The 13,789-nt window shown below is 67.2% G+C and carries 18 protein-coding genes and 1 pseudogene; 12 read left to right on the forward strand and 7 right to left on the reverse strand.

The window, feature by feature from the left end; genetic code table 11:
* Entirely contained in the window at positions 1-861 is an 861-nt protein-coding gene (locus OG225_RS11085) for a LysR family transcriptional regulator (protein WP_405181586.1), read from the reverse strand.
* Positions 862-932: 71 nt separating this feature from the next.
* Here OG225_RS11085 and OG225_RS11090 point away from each other — a divergent pair, with 71 nt between their 5' ends.
* Both OG225_RS11090 and OG225_RS11095 read left to right on the forward strand, forming a co-directional pair.
* Positions 933-1,451: a nuclear transport factor 2 family protein gene (locus OG225_RS11090; protein WP_405181587.1), complete on the forward strand. Its 519-nt coding sequence runs from the start codon at positions 933-935 to the stop codon at positions 1,449-1,451.
* Between the two features lie 5 nt (positions 1,452-1,456).
* Positions 1,457-2,434, forward strand: coding sequence for a zinc-binding dehydrogenase (locus OG225_RS11095; RefSeq protein ID WP_405181588.1), 978 nt, complete (start codon positions 1,457-1,459; stop codon positions 2,432-2,434).
* Positions 2,435-2,493: 59 nt separating this feature from the next.
* Here OG225_RS11095 and OG225_RS11100 read toward each other — a convergent pair whose 3' ends face one another.
* Positions 2,494-2,871 carry a winged helix-turn-helix transcriptional regulator gene (locus tag OG225_RS11100; protein ID WP_405183234.1) on the reverse strand — a complete coding sequence of 126 codons (378 nt, stop codon included), beginning with the start codon at positions 2,869-2,871 and terminating at the stop codon, positions 2,494-2,496.
* A 120-nt stretch (positions 2,872-2,991) separates the two neighbouring features.
* Between OG225_RS11100 and OG225_RS11105 the strand changes: the two genes are divergently transcribed.
* On the forward strand, positions 2,992-3,696 hold the full coding sequence (locus OG225_RS11105) for an SDR family NAD(P)-dependent oxidoreductase (protein ID WP_405181589.1): 705 nt from the start codon (positions 2,992-2,994) through the stop codon (positions 3,694-3,696).
* Positions 3,697-3,756: 60 nt separating this feature from the next.
* On the opposite strand, the gene OG225_RS11110 is transcribed toward OG225_RS11105, so the two are convergent.
* Positions 3,757-4,626, reverse strand: coding sequence for a helix-turn-helix domain-containing protein (locus tag OG225_RS11110; RefSeq protein ID WP_405181590.1), 870 nt, complete (start codon positions 4,624-4,626; stop codon positions 3,757-3,759).
* A gap of 323 nt (positions 4,627-4,949) precedes the next feature.
* Here OG225_RS11110 and OG225_RS11115 point away from each other — a divergent pair, with 323 nt between their 5' ends.
* Both OG225_RS11115 and OG225_RS11120 read left to right on the forward strand, forming a co-directional pair.
* Positions 4,950-5,831: an SDR family NAD(P)-dependent oxidoreductase gene (locus OG225_RS11115; protein WP_405181591.1), complete on the forward strand. Its 882-nt coding sequence runs from the start codon at positions 4,950-4,952 to the stop codon at positions 5,829-5,831.
* Between the two features lie 68 nt (positions 5,832-5,899).
* On the forward strand, positions 5,900-6,304 hold the full coding sequence (locus OG225_RS11120) for a nuclear transport factor 2 family protein (RefSeq protein ID WP_405181592.1): 405 nt from the start codon (positions 5,900-5,902) through the stop codon (positions 6,302-6,304).
* Between the two features lie 97 nt (positions 6,305-6,401).
* Here OG225_RS11120 and OG225_RS11125 read toward each other — a convergent pair whose 3' ends face one another.
* Positions 6,402-6,584, reverse strand: a complete 183-nt coding sequence (locus OG225_RS11125; RefSeq protein ID WP_405181593.1) for a DUF6011 domain-containing protein — start codon at positions 6,582-6,584, stop codon at positions 6,402-6,404.
* Between the two features lie 361 nt (positions 6,585-6,945).
* Positions 6,946-7,515, reverse strand: a pseudogene (locus OG225_RS11130) (molybdopterin-dependent oxidoreductase); the annotation flags it as partial.
* A gap of 213 nt (positions 7,516-7,728) precedes the next feature.
* On the opposite strand from OG225_RS11130, the gene OG225_RS11135 reads away from it, so the two are divergent.
* From OG225_RS11135 to OG225_RS11150, 4 genes are all read left to right on the forward strand, one after another.
* Positions 7,729-8,412, forward strand: a complete 684-nt coding sequence (locus OG225_RS11135) for a TetR/AcrR family transcriptional regulator (protein ID WP_405181594.1) — start codon at positions 7,729-7,731, stop codon at positions 8,410-8,412.
* A gap of 28 nt (positions 8,413-8,440) precedes the next feature.
* Positions 8,441-8,743, forward strand: a complete 303-nt coding sequence (locus OG225_RS11140) for a hypothetical protein (RefSeq protein WP_405183536.1) — start codon at positions 8,441-8,443, stop codon at positions 8,741-8,743.
* On the forward strand, positions 8,647-8,901 hold the full coding sequence (locus OG225_RS11145; RefSeq protein WP_405181595.1) for a VOC family protein: 255 nt from the start codon (positions 8,647-8,649) through the stop codon (positions 8,899-8,901). The genes OG225_RS11140 and OG225_RS11145 overlap by 97 nt, the downstream gene beginning before the upstream one ends.
* Before the next feature lie 130 nt (positions 8,902-9,031).
* Complete coding sequence (locus OG225_RS11150) at positions 9,032-10,129, forward strand: YihY/virulence factor BrkB family protein (RefSeq protein WP_405181596.1); 1,098 nt, start codon at positions 9,032-9,034, stop codon at positions 10,127-10,129.
* 22 nt (positions 10,130-10,151) lie between these two features.
* Here OG225_RS11150 and OG225_RS11155 read toward each other — a convergent pair whose 3' ends face one another.
* Positions 10,152-10,301 carry a hypothetical protein gene (locus OG225_RS11155; RefSeq protein ID WP_405181597.1) on the reverse strand — a complete coding sequence of 50 codons (150 nt, stop codon included), beginning with the start codon at positions 10,299-10,301 and terminating at the stop codon, positions 10,152-10,154.
* A 23-nt stretch (positions 10,302-10,324) separates the two neighbouring features.
* Entirely contained in the window at positions 10,325-11,023 is a 699-nt protein-coding gene (locus OG225_RS11160; RefSeq protein ID WP_405183235.1) for an MFS transporter, read from the reverse strand.
* Positions 11,024-11,117: 94 nt separating this feature from the next.
* Between OG225_RS11160 and OG225_RS11165 the strand changes: the two genes are divergently transcribed.
* The 3 genes from OG225_RS11165 to OG225_RS11175 all read left to right on the forward strand — a co-directional run bounded on the left by OG225_RS11165 (position 11,118) and on the right by OG225_RS11175 (position 13,766).
* Positions 11,118-11,714, forward strand: coding sequence for a helix-turn-helix domain-containing protein (locus OG225_RS11165; protein WP_405181598.1), 597 nt, complete (start codon positions 11,118-11,120; stop codon positions 11,712-11,714).
* A 76-nt stretch (positions 11,715-11,790) separates the two neighbouring features.
* Positions 11,791-12,801: a hypothetical protein gene (locus tag OG225_RS11170; RefSeq protein WP_405181599.1), complete on the forward strand. Its 1,011-nt coding sequence runs from the start codon at positions 11,791-11,793 to the stop codon at positions 12,799-12,801.
* 101 nt (positions 12,802-12,902) lie between these two features.
* Positions 12,903-13,766: a class I SAM-dependent methyltransferase gene (locus tag OG225_RS11175; RefSeq protein ID WP_405181600.1), complete on the forward strand. Its 864-nt coding sequence runs from the start codon at positions 12,903-12,905 to the stop codon at positions 13,764-13,766.
* The last annotated feature ends 23 nt before the right edge of the window (positions 13,767-13,789 follow it).

Genomic DNA, 13,789 nt, shown 5'->3' on the forward strand with positions numbered 1-13,789 from the left:
TCACGGGCTGTCTGCTCGCCTCGAAGGCGCGGTCGGGAATTTGCCGTCCGGCGCTTCGGTGTAGGCGTAGGCCACACGCCGGGCCTCGCGGATGAGTTCGGGCAGACGTGGGTGCGTCGTAGTGGCGGGGTAGGCCAGTCCGAAGCCGATGGTCGGCGCGTCGGGCACTGCGACGGCGACGACGTGGTCACCGAGACGTGTTGTCACATCGTGGCTGGCCAACACCGAGCGCCCCTCGAGGCGGATCAGGTCGACGATCTCGTCCAGGGGTATCTGCGGGCAGTCGACCATGTGGCCGGGCAGTCGCCGGACTTGTTCGACGCCGAGTGTGGAATGGCTTGCCAGCGGGTGGTTTTCCGGCAGCAGGACGACCGCCGGTTGATCGACGAGTTGATCGAGGGCCATACTCGCGGGAGCCTGGGACAGGCAGAGCAGCGCGATATCGGCTGCCCCGGACAGGACCGCCGCGCCGGGATCTCGTTCGAGGATCACGCGCAGCCGAAGGGGATCGGGCAGTCGGGCGGCGCGTTCCAGAATGTCGTGCAGCAGTCCTGAGCCGGTGGCCGGGCGGGCCGCGATCACCAACTCGCGCCGCCGATCGGCGGCACCGGTCCGATCGATCAGCGCCTGTAGTTCTTTCAGGATGGTCTGCGCGTCGGCGACGAACTCGGCCCCTGTCGCGGTGAGCGTGACCGAGCGGCTGGTGCGTGCGAACAGCGCGGCTCCCAGTCGACGCTCCAGGCGCGCGATCGCCCGGGACAGCGGTGGTTGAGCGATCCCGAGACGGGCGGCGGCGCGGGTGAAGTTGAGTTCCTCGGACAGGGCGATCGCGTACTCGAGGTCCCTGATCTCCAGATCCATACCCACAGGGTATAGGTCCGAGACGAAACGGGGCATAGCTCCCGGCCGCGCGACGCGGTGAACTCGACGATATGAACGCAACCATCCCGAATCCCGATGCTCTCACCCCGACATCCCACCGCCTCGTCTCGGAGGTCTTCGCCCGATACGTGCGCGCCGCAGACCACCGCGACCCGGACGCCATGGAATCGGTCTTCTGGGAAAACGCCACGGTGGCCGTCTACTACCGGGGTGAGGGTCAGTCACAACTGCTCGCAGAACTCACCGGCGCGGCGACGATCGCGACCGCCGTCACCACGGCGATGGCACCCCATCCGGCCCGGAGTTGGAGCCATCACACCACCGTGAACCCGCTGGTTTCCGTCGCCGGGGAACAGGCACGATTCGACGCCCAGTTCATCGTCTACAACGCCGCGGGCGCGGCACGCCCCGATTCGGGCTGGCCCGCGGACGCGCTCGGCGCCCAAGGCGTCATCACACCGATCGAGTGCGGATATCTGAAGGCGGATCTACGATTCCGCGATCGTGAATGGCGGATTTCGCACCTGAGAATCGAACACGATCTGCCCTACGCGTTCCCGGCACGGTGAACCGGATGCTGGCAGTCCGCCTGGTGGATCCCTCCGCTACCGACCCGCGTCTCGCTGTCTCCGTCACCGACGGGCCGGAACCATTGGTCCCGGTGGGCTGGACCACCGTGCGTATGCGGGCGGCCACCATCAACGCGAGCGATTTCGCGATGATGCGTGGCCACGGCGCCGACCCGACCAGACTTCCGACAGTTCTCGGTTCCGACGGTGCGGGTATCGACGCCGACGGCAACGAAGTGATCGTCTACCCCGTCGTCACCGACCCGACGCGCACCGTCGGGGACCCGATACTCGACCCTGGACTGCGGATGCTGTCCCAGGGCATCGACGGCACCTTCGCCGAAACCGTGCACGTACCGGTCGCGAATCTGGTGCCCAAACCCGCTGCGCTGTCGTGGGAATCGGCGGCATCACTGGGAACCGCATGGCTCACCGCCTACCGCGCGTTGTTCACTCGCGCGCAGATCAGGCCCGGGGAAACGGTTCTCGTCCATGGCGCCGGTGGGGGAGTGGCCACCGCGACGATCGTGCTCGCCCGTGCCGCGGGTGCGCGGGTATGGGTGAGTTCCCGCAGCGCCGCTCGAGGCGCCCGCGCGGTCGCGCAGTTGGGTGCGGAGGCGGCCTTCGAACCCGGAGCGCCCCTGCCCGCACCGGTCGACGCCGTCGTGGACTGCGTCGGCGGCGACTCGGTCGGCCACGCGCTGACATCGCTGCGGGCGGGCGGACGCGTGGTCAGCGTCGGCGTCGCCGGTGGACACCCGACCGCGTACCTCGACCTCACACAGATTTTCACGCGGTCGCTGTCGGTGCTGGGCACCGCCATGGGATCGGCCGCCGAACTGAGGCTCTTGGCGAACCTGTGCGCTACCGCGGATCTCGAGATACCCATCGATTCGGTCTGGCCGCTGAAGCGAGCCCATGCCGCGTTCGACCACGTGCGCACCGGTGACGCTTTCGGAAAGGTCGTCCTACGTTGCGATTGAGCGCGATTGGGGCGGAGCCGTGGTCCGGGCTCGGGTTGTGCAGTGCCCGCGTCCGGGTGTCATCGGCGTGCCGATGTGTCGGCGTCGAATTCGTTTCGCGCGGCTTCGATCTCGTCGTCGTGGTCGGTGGCCCACTGGGCCAGGGCTGTGACCACGGTGCGCAGGCTGTCGCCGAGGTCGGTGAGCCGGTATTCGATGCGCGGTGGGAACTCCGCGTAGGCGGTGCGGGTCAGCAGGCCGTCGCGTTGCAGGTGACGCAAGGTGAGGGTGAGCATTCGTTGCGAGATTCCGGGAACGCGCTGGTACAGCTCGCCGAACCGCAACGGCCCCGACATCGCGAGAATCCCGATGACCAGCACCGACCACTTGTCACCGACCCGGTCCAGCGTCTCGCGGATGGTCCGGCCGTTGTCGGGCCACGCCGCACACGGATGCATCGGAGGGGCGGCGACCAGATCGGGCAGGGGGTGCGTTTCTGACATGAAAGTGCCTTTTGTCGGCGTGCGTTCTTCTCGCTAGCGTGCGTTACATACAAATCGTAACTAATGAGGAGCGCCATGACTTCCACCCCTGCCGCCATCGCCGTCGTCGGCGCTGGCCCCGGCCTGGGCGCCGCGATCGCCCGTCGTTTCGGGACGGCTGGTCATCCCGTGGCCTTGATATCGCGCAACCGCGCCAAACTCGACCCGATCGCCGCTGCCCTACGCGAGGAGGGGATCACCGTCGAGGCCTTTCCCGCTGATGTCACCGACGAAGAAGGACTGACCGCCGCCTTGGCCGCGGCCGGTGGTCGCCTCGGCCGTATCGGCGTGTTGTCCTACAGCCCCAACGCCATGTGGGACTACGCCGGTGGACAGATGCCCGATCCTGCCGCGCTCGGGTACACCAGTGCTCGGGACACCACCGCGCTATCAGCGCGGACGCAGTTCGCAGTCGGAGTCGAGGGCGCGCTCATCGCCGCGCGAGCGGTGCTGCCCGCCATGCGCGGCGCCGGTGACGGCGCGTTGATGTTCACCACCGGCATGTCCGCGATCGTCCCACTGGCGATGATGGGCAACGCGGGCATCGCTGCGGCCGGACTCCGTAACTGGGCGAGCGCGGTCCGCGACGACCTCGCCGAGGACGGCATCTACATCGGACACGTCTGCATCGGTCTGCCGATCGCCCCGGGCGCCGGGGACGGTGATCCGGACGCGATCGCCGACCGCTGGTACCGGCTCACCCGGAGTCGCGATACTTTCGAAACGACCATCGGCTTCTGACCAGACGACACCACCGTCCCTGCCGGTTCGGCGCGGGGCGCAGCCGGTCGGACCGTGTGGTCAGGAGTGGGTGGTGTCGATCGCGGTGACGGCGCGGACGAGGAGCGAGCCGAGCAGTTCGACCTCGGGCAGGGGCAGGGTGGTGAACGGGTGCAGGCAGAGGTTGAACGCGGTGCGGCCGTGGTCGTCGAAGATGGGGGCGGCGATCGCGCCGATGTAGTATTTCTCGGCCGGGTTGTTCGGGCTGCCGAGGCCGGGGCTCGTGGTGAGTTCGAGGATGACCTCGTCGATGCGGGCCCGTACGGATTCGGAGAGCGCGCCGGTCTGCATGCGGGTCATCGCGGGGATGGCGGTGGCCATGTCGGGGCTGAGGTGTTCGATGCTGTATCCGCGCTCGCGAGTTGTTTCCAATTGTTGCTCCATGCGCGCCCGGTGGGTGGCGGTGGTGATTCCGCTGCGCTCGAGCCAGTCTCGACGTTCGTGTGCGGGTTCCCATGCCGCGTAGGCCGGCCCGAACGGGGCCTCGAAGGGAATCGTGTCCCCGGCGGCGAAGGTCCAGCCGGGTGCGGCGGCGGGAACGAACGCGCGGACGACGAGCGTGTCCTCGAGTCGTTCGGAGACCGACGCCGCGTAACCGGTTTCGGTGGCGGCCGCGTGTGCGGCGGCGTGCGCGGCGTGCACCGTGTGCCGTGTCCGGTCGGCCGAACCGACCAGCCGTACCAGTGCGGCACCCAGCGCGTAGGTCTTGTCGATCGGGTCGCGTGAGATCCATCCGACAGCGGTGAGTTCGGCCAGGATCGCGTGTGCGGTCGCTTGATTGAGACCGAGGGCGTTGACCACGTCGTTGAGCCTCGGCGGTCGGTCGTGCCGCTCGGCGAGCAGCGCCACGACCTCGACCACGCGCCGGGTCGGTGGTGACGACGCGGGCACCGGCAACTCCTGACCATCGGCGAACGAACTTCGCGAAGACTACAACGACGCTCCCGGTCGGGTGCCTGTGGCGACCGGATGCGGGGGCACACGGGTGCCCCGAGCAACCGGCCGGGGGATTGACCCGGACCGCGAACTTCCCTACATTCTTCGAATATACAACTTCGAAAGTTGAATATTCGATCCTGGGTGGATCGGAGTGAAGGAGCGGCATGGGCTACGCGGACCCGGAAGCGCCCGACCTACCCTGCCCACCCTCGCGCGGCGCACATGGTCCGCCGCGATACCTCACGGGGCCGTTCGGCCGACAGGAGTAGATCACCATGACGTCGCAGAGTTGTCCGACTGCAGACGAGTCGGACACCGAGGTCGCTGTAATCACCGGCGGTGCTTCGGGTTTCGGGCTCGCACTGGCCGATCGGGGCGCGGCACGAAGGATGCGGGTCGCGCTGCTCGACATCGATGTCGAGCGGGCGCGCGCCGAAGCCGAGACCCTGTCCGCGCGACACGGCATCGCCGTGACCGCTGTCGAGATGGACGCGTCGAGTTCGGCTTCGGTCGACGCGGCAGCCGCGACCGTCGCCGACCGGTACGGGCGCGCCGACCTCGTCGTGTCCAACGTCGGGGTGCAACTGTTCGGCGCGGTCGAACGACTCACCGATCAGGAATGGCAGTGGGTGCTCGACGTCAACGTCATCGGATCCGCCCGAACCGCGCGGGCCTTCCTGCCACTGCTGCGCAGCGCACCCAACGGCCGCCTGGCCTTCACGACATCGTCATCGGTCCTGGATCCGGCCGGACGACTCGGCCTCTACCAGGCCAGCAAATTCGCCGTGTGGGGTCTGGCGGAGACCCTGCGGCTGGAACTGGCGGGGCAGATCACGGTCTCGGTCATCTTCCCGTCCGGAATGGCGTCGCGGCACCTGGAATCGAGCGCGGCCGTGCAGCCTGCCGAGTTGCGGCGCCCCATCGGCGAGCCCGCCGATTTCGAGGCCATGGCGGCATCGAACCCCGGCATGGTGCGCGCACCCGCATCCCCCGAGCAGGCCGCGGCCGATATCGTCGACGAGGTGCTGGCCGGGACCCGTTACATCATCACCCACGGCGACCTCGACGTCGCCGTGCGGGAACGGTCGGCGCTACTCCAGGACGCCGCACAGCGCGCCCTGTCCAGGACATCCACCGCCGAGTCGACTCGGCACTAGCCACGGTCTGCCGGGGCAGCGCTCATCGTGCACAATCCCGCAGCGATCACCCTGGAAGGGAACGAATTATGGATGACTACGAGGCGATCCGTCAGCTGAAGGCTCGATACTTCCGCACGATGGACACCAAGGACTGGGCCGGTATGCGGGCACTGTTCACCGACGACGTCGTCATCGACTCCGGCGAATCCGGTGGTTCGCTCGTGGACGGTGCCGACGAGTTCATGACCTTTCTCACCGCGGCGCTGGACGGCGTCGTCACGGTGCACCACGGTCATACTCCCGAGATCGAGCTGATCTCGGAGACCACCGCCCGCGGTATCTGGGCAATGGAGGACAACCTGCGCTGGCCCAACGGCACCGAACTACGCGGATACGGCCACTACCACGAGTCGTACCGCAAAGTCGGCGACCACTGGTTGATCGAACGATCGAAACTGACCCGGCTGCGAATGGATTCGACCACGCCGTAGGTCCATTCACGAACCCGCAGTTCGATGGGTGTTCGGGGAGGGCGGCGTACGGTCACCCGGCGCGCGAAGCGCAGGCTCGCCCCGACTCTTCGGCCGTTCAGGCCGCGATGTCGAACAGCGTCAGCGCCGGGGATCCGGCAGCGCGCAGTTCGGCTCGTTCGCGGATCGCGCAGGTCGGTCCGATGCCGTCGGCGACCGATCGTGGCGAGAGCAGCCAGCCGTGGCAGCGGCGGCAGTGCGCGACCAGTCTCACCTCGGGACGGTCTTCGGTGGCGGCCATATCGTTCTCCCTCGTGGCCGGACAGCTACGTGGTGAGTGTGGCACGAGGGACCGACATCGATGCGAGGACAACGGTTCCGATCCTCGGACGGACCGTATTCGGCGATCAGATCCGACAGCGCGATACCGAACTGCTCGGCGATATTCGCCTCCAGCTGTTCGATGCGCAGCGCCGCGGAGAAGTGAAGCGCACGGTTCGGCCGCAAGTATTACGGGCCGGGTCCCGGGGTGGATCGGATTCGGTCACGTTTCATCCGGCGAGGGATCCGATGCGTTCGACGGCGACGTACACTGCGTTGAGTGCCGAGGTCTGGGACAGCGGATCGGTGGCCGCGGTGTCGACGAGCAGGTTGCGGTTGGTCCAGGCGCTCACCGCGGGATTCGCGCCGACGATCAGAAAGTAGTCGCAGTTGTCGATATCGGAGGTCAGCACCATCAGCGGTGACCCGTACATGGCCTCGGCCACCACGTGGACCGCGTTCTGGTCGACCGAGCCGACCGCGTAGCGATTGTGCGTGCCGATCCCGTCGAGCCACCCGTTCATGAACACCAGGTTCGAGGACGAGAAACCGGCCGGGTTGCCGGTGTAGATACCGACCGCGTCGGGTCCACCCGCCGTGATCGCGGCGTTCATCCGCTCGGCGATATCGGCGATCGCCTCCTCCCAGGTCGCTGCCACATACCGATCGCCCACCCGCCGCAGGGGAGTCGTGATCCGGCGTGGATGCTCGACGAGGCGATTCGCGGTACGTCCTTTCGCGCAGAAATCGCGCCAACTGTGCGGATTCTGTTTGTCGGGGCCGATTCTCAGCACTCGGTTCCCCTCGACGGTCACCTTCACCTCGCACGACGCCGGGCAGTAGCGGCAGAAGGTGTAGGTCACCCGGGGCGGATCGCGATCGATGTCCGTGCTCGCCGGTCCGTCGCTCATCGGACGGCCTCCGTTCTCCGCGGGGCTCATCCGCTACCGAGAGTTGTCGACGGCACGGGCGACGTCTGACGCCATGTCGATGCGCCCGCATGTCGCTCGGGTGAAGAAATACGTTCTCAGCAGGCCGAACGGGGCCCGTAGGCGACACGTGGTCCGGCCTCGACATTAAATAAACTGGTTGATTTAATCAAAGGGCGATGTTTCACTGGTGCAGTGACAGCCTCATCGGAGTTGCGCAACGATCGGGCCGCCGCGACCCGCGATGCGCTGCTTCGGGCCGCGGAGCGTCTGTTGGCCGAATCCGGAATGTACGCGGTGTCGAACCGACAGATCAGTGACGCTGCGGGACAACGGAACAACGCGGCGGTGTGCTATCACTTCGGCACGCGAGCGGATCTGCTGCGCGCGATCGAAAGCAAGCATCGGGAGCCCATCGAGGCACTACGGCAGCGCATGCTCACCCGGATCGCCGATTCGGCCGATCTGGGCGATTGGGTCGATGCCTTCGTGCGTCCGTTCACCGAGCACCTCGACGAGCTGGGCGTCCCGAGCTGGTACGCGCGTTTCGCGGCGCAGGCGATCGCCGATCCGGCCTACCGCGATGTCGTGTCCGCCGACGCGTTGGCCTCGCCTCCGCTGGTCCTGACGTTGGCGGGAATCGCCCGATGCCTGCCGGATCTTCCCGAGGCGGTGCGCTCACGCCGCATGATGATGACACGAAACCTGTTGATACACAGTTGCGCCGAACTCGAGGGTGAACTCGCGGAGTGGGGTCCTCGATCGGAGTGGAACTGGACCGATGCCGCCGATGAACTCACCGATGCCATCGTCGGAGTGTGGCAGAGGTCCAATGCCGAACCGGGATCCGGCGCACGACGGACGCGCCCGCACCCGTAGCCGAATATCGAGTGAGACGAGGAATCCTATGACCGGGAACCAATCCACATCCGACAATGTCGACACGTCGACGGCGGAAACGACGAACGCCGACTCGAACGGGACCGACGATCGGCTCGTCGCGTCCCTGCGCGAAGTCGGCCTGTCCGATCGCCAGATCGACGGTCTGGCACGTGCTTTGGATGCCGACGGACATGTCGGCCAGAACGGTACGTTCGGGCCCAAGGTCTCCGGGTGGCTGTTCCGATTCCGGACCGAAGAGGCAACCTCGGTGGTGGCCGCGGTGATAGCGCTACTCACGAATCATCTCGGACTGCCGACCACCTCGTAATCGATCTCGTCCGGGGTCATCTCGCCGCCGCAGAGGCCGCCGCGATCGAGTGCGGCGCGGTCGAGGCCGAATTCCAGCCCGCACCTGATCGATGGCGGGTGCTCATCGATCCCTCCGGCCACCCATTCCGCCTCACGGTTCCGCCCGGTACGGGATAACCCGAGTCCCGACCGGCGCGGCGCGACCGGAGTGTTTGAGCGCCGCTGCTCCGGGCACAGCTCGATCAGTGCGATATTTGCTCCTCAGCGCACCCTGACCGAGAAATGGACTCGAACGAGGCGGACCGACATGGTGACAGATCGGCGCGGCGCGGCCCGGCACGGTGATGAGGCCGGGAAAGCGGTGAGCACCGATGACGGTGCCGAGGCTCGGGACCCGGCGACCGATTCCGGGGCCAGACCGGACCTCGACCCGAACGAGCCGAGCAGTCCGGCCGAATTATCGCGGCCGTCGTTGATCGCCGTGGTCGAACGCGCGGCCAAGGAGTTCCAGCGCGATAATTTGACCGATCTGGCCGCCGCGCTCACCTATTACGCGATTCTGGCGATCGTGCCGGGGCTGATCGTGCTGGTCTCGCTGCTCGGCCTGTTGGGACCCGACGCGGCCGATGAGCTCATGAACCAGGTGGAGCAGCTCGCGCCGGGCTCGAGCGCCGATTTCGTGCACACGCTCATCACCCAGGCACAGTCCAACAAGCGTGGTGCAAGCATCGGGGCGTTGGTCGGCCTGGGTGTGGTGTTGTGGTCGGCGTCGGGGTATGTGGCGGCGTTCATGCGCGCGTCGAACGTCATCTACGGCATCGGGGAGGGGCGCCCGATATGGAAGACCGCGCCGATCCGGCTGGGCGTCACCATCATCGCGGTGATCCTGCTGGTGATCAGCACGGTCATCGTGGTGGCCAGCGGTCCCGTCGCCCAGCAGATCGGCGACTTCCTCGGCCTCGGCGACACCACCGTGCTGATGTGGAACATCGTCAAATGGCCGGTGCTGTTCATACTCGTGTCGGTGCTGCTGGCCATCTTGTTCTGGGCGAGCCCGAACGCCAAACAGGGCGGCGTGAAATGGATCAGCCCCGGCGGCATCATGGCGGTGGTGATCTGGCTGGTCATCTCGGCGCTGTTCGCCGTCTACGTCGCCAACTTCTCCTCCTACGACAAGACCTACGGATTGCTCGCGGGCGTGGTGATCTTCCTGGTGTGGCTGTGGCTGACCAATATCGCGCTACTGCTGGGCGCCGAGATCAACGCCGAACTCGACCACGGCAAGGCGATCGCGGCGGGATTGCCCGAGGACGCGCAGCCGTTCGCCGAACCGCGGGACACCCGCAAACTCGACCCGGCGGACAAAAAAGCCGCCGAAGCCGTGAGATCTGCCAGGCGCGGCTGAGTCGGATCGGCGCGGCCGCAGGTCAATTGGGGGTGTCGCCCTCGTAGTCCATCTCGGCGGCCTGGTCCTTCTCGTCGGTCGGCGTCTGCTCGTCCGAATCCGGCAGATGATCGACGTCGGCACGGTCGGTGTCGGAGTTCTGGGCGCCGTCGGTGCGTGGTCCGGAATTCATGGCCGGGTCCTCTCGGTCTCGTGTCATGGGCACAGGTCGTGTGCCCGGTAGTGGTCGCGGCAAACAAGCAACCGCATGGCCGCAGACAGGTACGCGCCATCGGCTGTTGCACGGGCACCCGTCGTCGCGATGCGCACGTCCAGCAGGGAGGCGTCGCGGCGCCGGAGTTCCCAGCCGATGAAGCCGACGGCGGCGACGAGGCCGACCACGAGGCCGATCAGAGTGGCGGGCGCGGTCGAGCCGCGTTCGGGACCCTCCTGTAGCACGAAGATGAGACCGACCACGGCGACGACGGATACCAGCGCGCCGACTGTGTCGAAAGGATGGGCGGACCGCTCGCGGGAATTGGGAACCGACCGCAGCGTCATGGCCAGGGCAATGGCGACGAGGACGACGGGCAGGACGAAAAGCCAACGCCAGTCCACGATGTCGACCAGGAGGGCGGACAGGTACATGCCCAGGATGCCGCCACCTCCGGCCACACCCGTCCACACGCCGATCGCCTTTCCTCGCTGCTCCTCGGGAAAGGTCGAGGTGATCACGGCCAGGGTGATCGGCATGATCATCGCCGCGCCGACACCGGCTGACACCCGCGCGGCCAGCATCACCTCTGTGGTCGGAGCCAGGCCCGCCGCGACGTTCGCGATGCCGAAGACGACGAGACCGGTGATCAGCATGGGCTTGCGGCCCACCCGGTCGCCGATGGCGCCCAGCGGTAGCAGCGGTGGTGAGGCCGCGGCTTCGGCGGCTCAGCGGTTCCGGACTCCTGTCGGTGACCATAGCCCAGCCTTGCATATGAGGCATACAATCTTGCGTATGACGCAGGCGGATGGTGAGTTGGACGGCCTCGTACGCAAACGCATCCGGGCGCTGCGTGTCGCGCAGGGCTGGTCACTGGAGGAACTGGCCACCCGCGCCCATCTGAGTCAGTCCACGCTCTCGCGCATCGAGAACGGTCAACGCCGACTCGCGCTGGACCAGTTGGTCACCCTCGCCCGCGTCCTGGACACGTCCCTGGATCAACTGGTCGAGACCGCCGCCGACGACAACGTCGTCATCAGCCCGATGATCGACGCGGCCCACGGGGTGATGCGCTGGTCGATGAAGGGCGAGCCGGGCATGAGTGTCGTGCGCAAGCGAGTGACCGAACCGCCGCCGGACAATCCCGCCCGCATGCGCGCGCACCCCGGCCGGGAGTGGCTCGTCGTGCTCTCGGGAACCGCGATCCTCGTGCTGGGCCACAAGCGGTTCCGGGTCGAGACGAACCAGGCCGCCGAGTTCCCCACCATGTTGCCGCACGCCATCGGAGCCGAGGCGGGCCCCTGCGAGATCCTCGGTATCTTCGACCGCGACGCCCAACGCGGCCACCAGCCCGAGGGAGGCAGCCGTGGTCCGATGGCCACCGAACTGTGACGTGCGAGGAAGTGTGACAACACGTTCCGGGAGTTGACGCGATCGCTGTCGGTCCCTGCTACTACCGTCGACGGGCGTGGAGGCGATCACCGATACCCAGTTCACCCGTTTACTCACCGAAGTGCGGCCTTTGCGGGTCAGCGGTTACGCGGCGGGCGAGATCGAGGATGAATGGGGCCGTTTGGGGTGGCAGCGAGGCGATTCCCCGTCGGTGCTGATTTCCGGCACCGATTTCCACGGCCGCATCGAGCCCGCGCCGGGGCCCATGTACAGCACGTGGACCACGCAGTTCACCGTCCCGCTCGGCACGACCACGCCCGAACGGTTTCGCCACTTCCACGCTGTGATGACCGCGACGTGGGGTCCGCCGTCGTGGTACTGCGGGCTGAGCAATCTCGAGGTGGCATGGGTCGACGGTGGCGTGCTGCGCAAGTTCGACCTGTCCGACTACGGAACAGTGGATCTGACCGTCTGTTCCGTCGAAGGCGACAATCACCGACGGATGCACTGGTACGAGAACCCGCACGAGTATCTCGAATCCATCGGTGAGGACGACATGGACCTCACCGACGTGAACGATCTGGCCTATTCGGTGGCGGACGGATACGAGTTCTCGCACCTGTGGTCCGCGGGCGGAAGCCCCGGATATCAGAAATGGCGGATCGAGACACCCAAACAACTACGCGGGGTGCTGACCGAATTGCTCGATGGCGTGCACCTGGCAATGCGCGCGGTCGGCACCGGGACCGAGGCCCTTCGCCTCGCCTTCGCCGGCGGGTCACAGCCACGCCCGGTTCTCGAGTTGGACAGCGAGGAGATCCGGTTGCGGGTGGGACGAACCGAACTCGCCGAGGACTACCTGAGCGCACACGGATTCGTCGACGGCCCGGACGGCTACGTGCTGCGTCGGTGGCCGACGGCACCCGGACAGGCCCGGGTGGCCGCCACCGCCACCGTCGTTCTCCTGCACCACCTCGGAATGGCCGACGACATGTTGGGGATCGTGGTCTCCGGCGATCCGCTGGCGGTCGAGGGCTTCTCCGTGGACATGTACCTCGACTTCGTGGACCGGGGTCCGCAGGATTGAGCCGTCGCCGCGCTTGCGTATGCGGCAGCCTCAGCGGCCCCATTCTTGCCTATTCGGCAATTTCTTATGCGGTGTGCGCATGACGCTCTAGCGTCATGGTCATGGCCTCCGCACACCCACACCACGGCGCGCACCACTCCTCCGCGCACGTCGCAGACTCCGCCGTCCAAGCCGAGATCCTCGACCTGGACGCCGAGATCCTCGCCGACCACACCGCCGCCGTCATCTCGTGGCTGCCGATCGCGGCGGCTCCGCGCGAGATCCTCGACCTGGGCTGTGGCACCGGCGCGGGCACTTTCGCTCTCCTCGCGCGTTATCCGACATCGCAGGTCACCGCCATCGACTCCTCGGTCGAACACCTCCACCGCCTCCATCGAAAGGCGTGCGCCGAGGGAGTGCAGGAGCACGTGCGCACGATTCAGGCGGACCTCGACGCCACCGAATGGCCCGACTTCGGCACGCCGGACCTGGTCTGGGCTTCGGCCTCGATGCATCACACGGCCGACCCCGACCGCGCGTTGCGAAAAGTGCACGACGTGCTCGCACCCGGCGGACTGTTCGCGGTCGTGGAACTGGCGGGAATGCCGCGATTCCTGCCCGAGGCCGCCCCGGACGACCGGCCCGGCCTGGAGAACCGGTGCCACGCCGCGGCCGATCACCTCCATGCCGAACACATGCCCCACCGTGGCGCCGATTGGGGGCCGATGCTGACCGCCGCCGGATTCACCGTCGAAGGAGTTCGCACCCTCGCTGTCGACATCGACGGCGCGGGCAGCGCCGCCATCGGCCGCTACGCACTCGGCACTCTACGACGCCTCCGCGACCCCGTCGCCGACGTGCTCTCGCCCGAGGACCTCGCCGCGCTCGACCGACTGCTCGACACCGACAGCCCGCACAGCCTCCTGCGCCGCGCCGACCTCGCACTCCGCACCGAACGCACCGTGTGGGCCGCCCGCCGCACCTGAGATACAGAACGCTCCGGCCCGCT

Origin of the sequence: Nocardia sp. NBC_01377 (assembly GCF_045040005.1) — a bacterium.
Taxonomy (GTDB): domain Bacteria; phylum Actinomycetota; class Actinomycetes; order Mycobacteriales; family Mycobacteriaceae; genus Nocardia; species Nocardia noduli.

Excerpts from the sequence above, each read along its gene's own strand:
- OG225_RS11085 (WP_405181586.1), bottom strand. The coding sequence starts at position 861 with ATGGATCTGGAGATCAGGGACCTCGAGTACGCGATCGCCCTGTCCGAG.
- OG225_RS11090 (WP_405181587.1), top strand. The coding sequence starts at position 933 with ATGAACGCAACCATCCCGAATCCCGATGCTCTCACCCCGACATCCCAC.
- OG225_RS11095 (WP_405181588.1), top strand. The coding sequence starts at position 1,457 with ATGCTGGCAGTCCGCCTGGTGGATCCCTCCGCTACCGACCCGCGTCTC.
- OG225_RS11100 (WP_405183234.1), bottom strand. The coding sequence starts at position 2,871 with ATGCATCCGTGTGCGGCGTGGCCCGACAACGGCCGGACCATCCGCGAG.
- OG225_RS11105 (WP_405181589.1), top strand. The coding sequence starts at position 2,992 with ATGACTTCCACCCCTGCCGCCATCGCCGTCGTCGGCGCTGGCCCCGGC.
- OG225_RS11115 (WP_405181591.1), top strand. The coding sequence starts at position 4,950 with ATGACGTCGCAGAGTTGTCCGACTGCAGACGAGTCGGACACCGAGGTC.
- OG225_RS11120 (WP_405181592.1), top strand. The coding sequence starts at position 5,900 with ATGGATGACTACGAGGCGATCCGTCAGCTGAAGGCTCGATACTTCCGC.
- OG225_RS11125 (WP_405181593.1), bottom strand. The coding sequence starts at position 6,584 with ATGGCCGCCACCGAAGACCGTCCCGAGGTGAGACTGGTCGCGCACTGC.
- OG225_RS11140 (WP_405183536.1), top strand. The coding sequence starts at position 8,441 with ATGACCGGGAACCAATCCACATCCGACAATGTCGACACGTCGACGGCG.
- OG225_RS11150 (WP_405181596.1), top strand. The coding sequence starts at position 9,032 with ATGGTGACAGATCGGCGCGGCGCGGCCCGGCACGGTGATGAGGCCGGG.
- OG225_RS11155 (WP_405181597.1), bottom strand. The coding sequence starts at position 10,301 with ATGAATTCCGGACCACGCACCGACGGCGCCCAGAACTCCGACACCGAC.
- OG225_RS11165 (WP_405181598.1), top strand. The coding sequence starts at position 11,118 with ATGACGCAGGCGGATGGTGAGTTGGACGGCCTCGTACGCAAACGCATC.
- OG225_RS11175 (WP_405181600.1), top strand. The coding sequence starts at position 12,903 with ATGGCCTCCGCACACCCACACCACGGCGCGCACCACTCCTCCGCGCAC.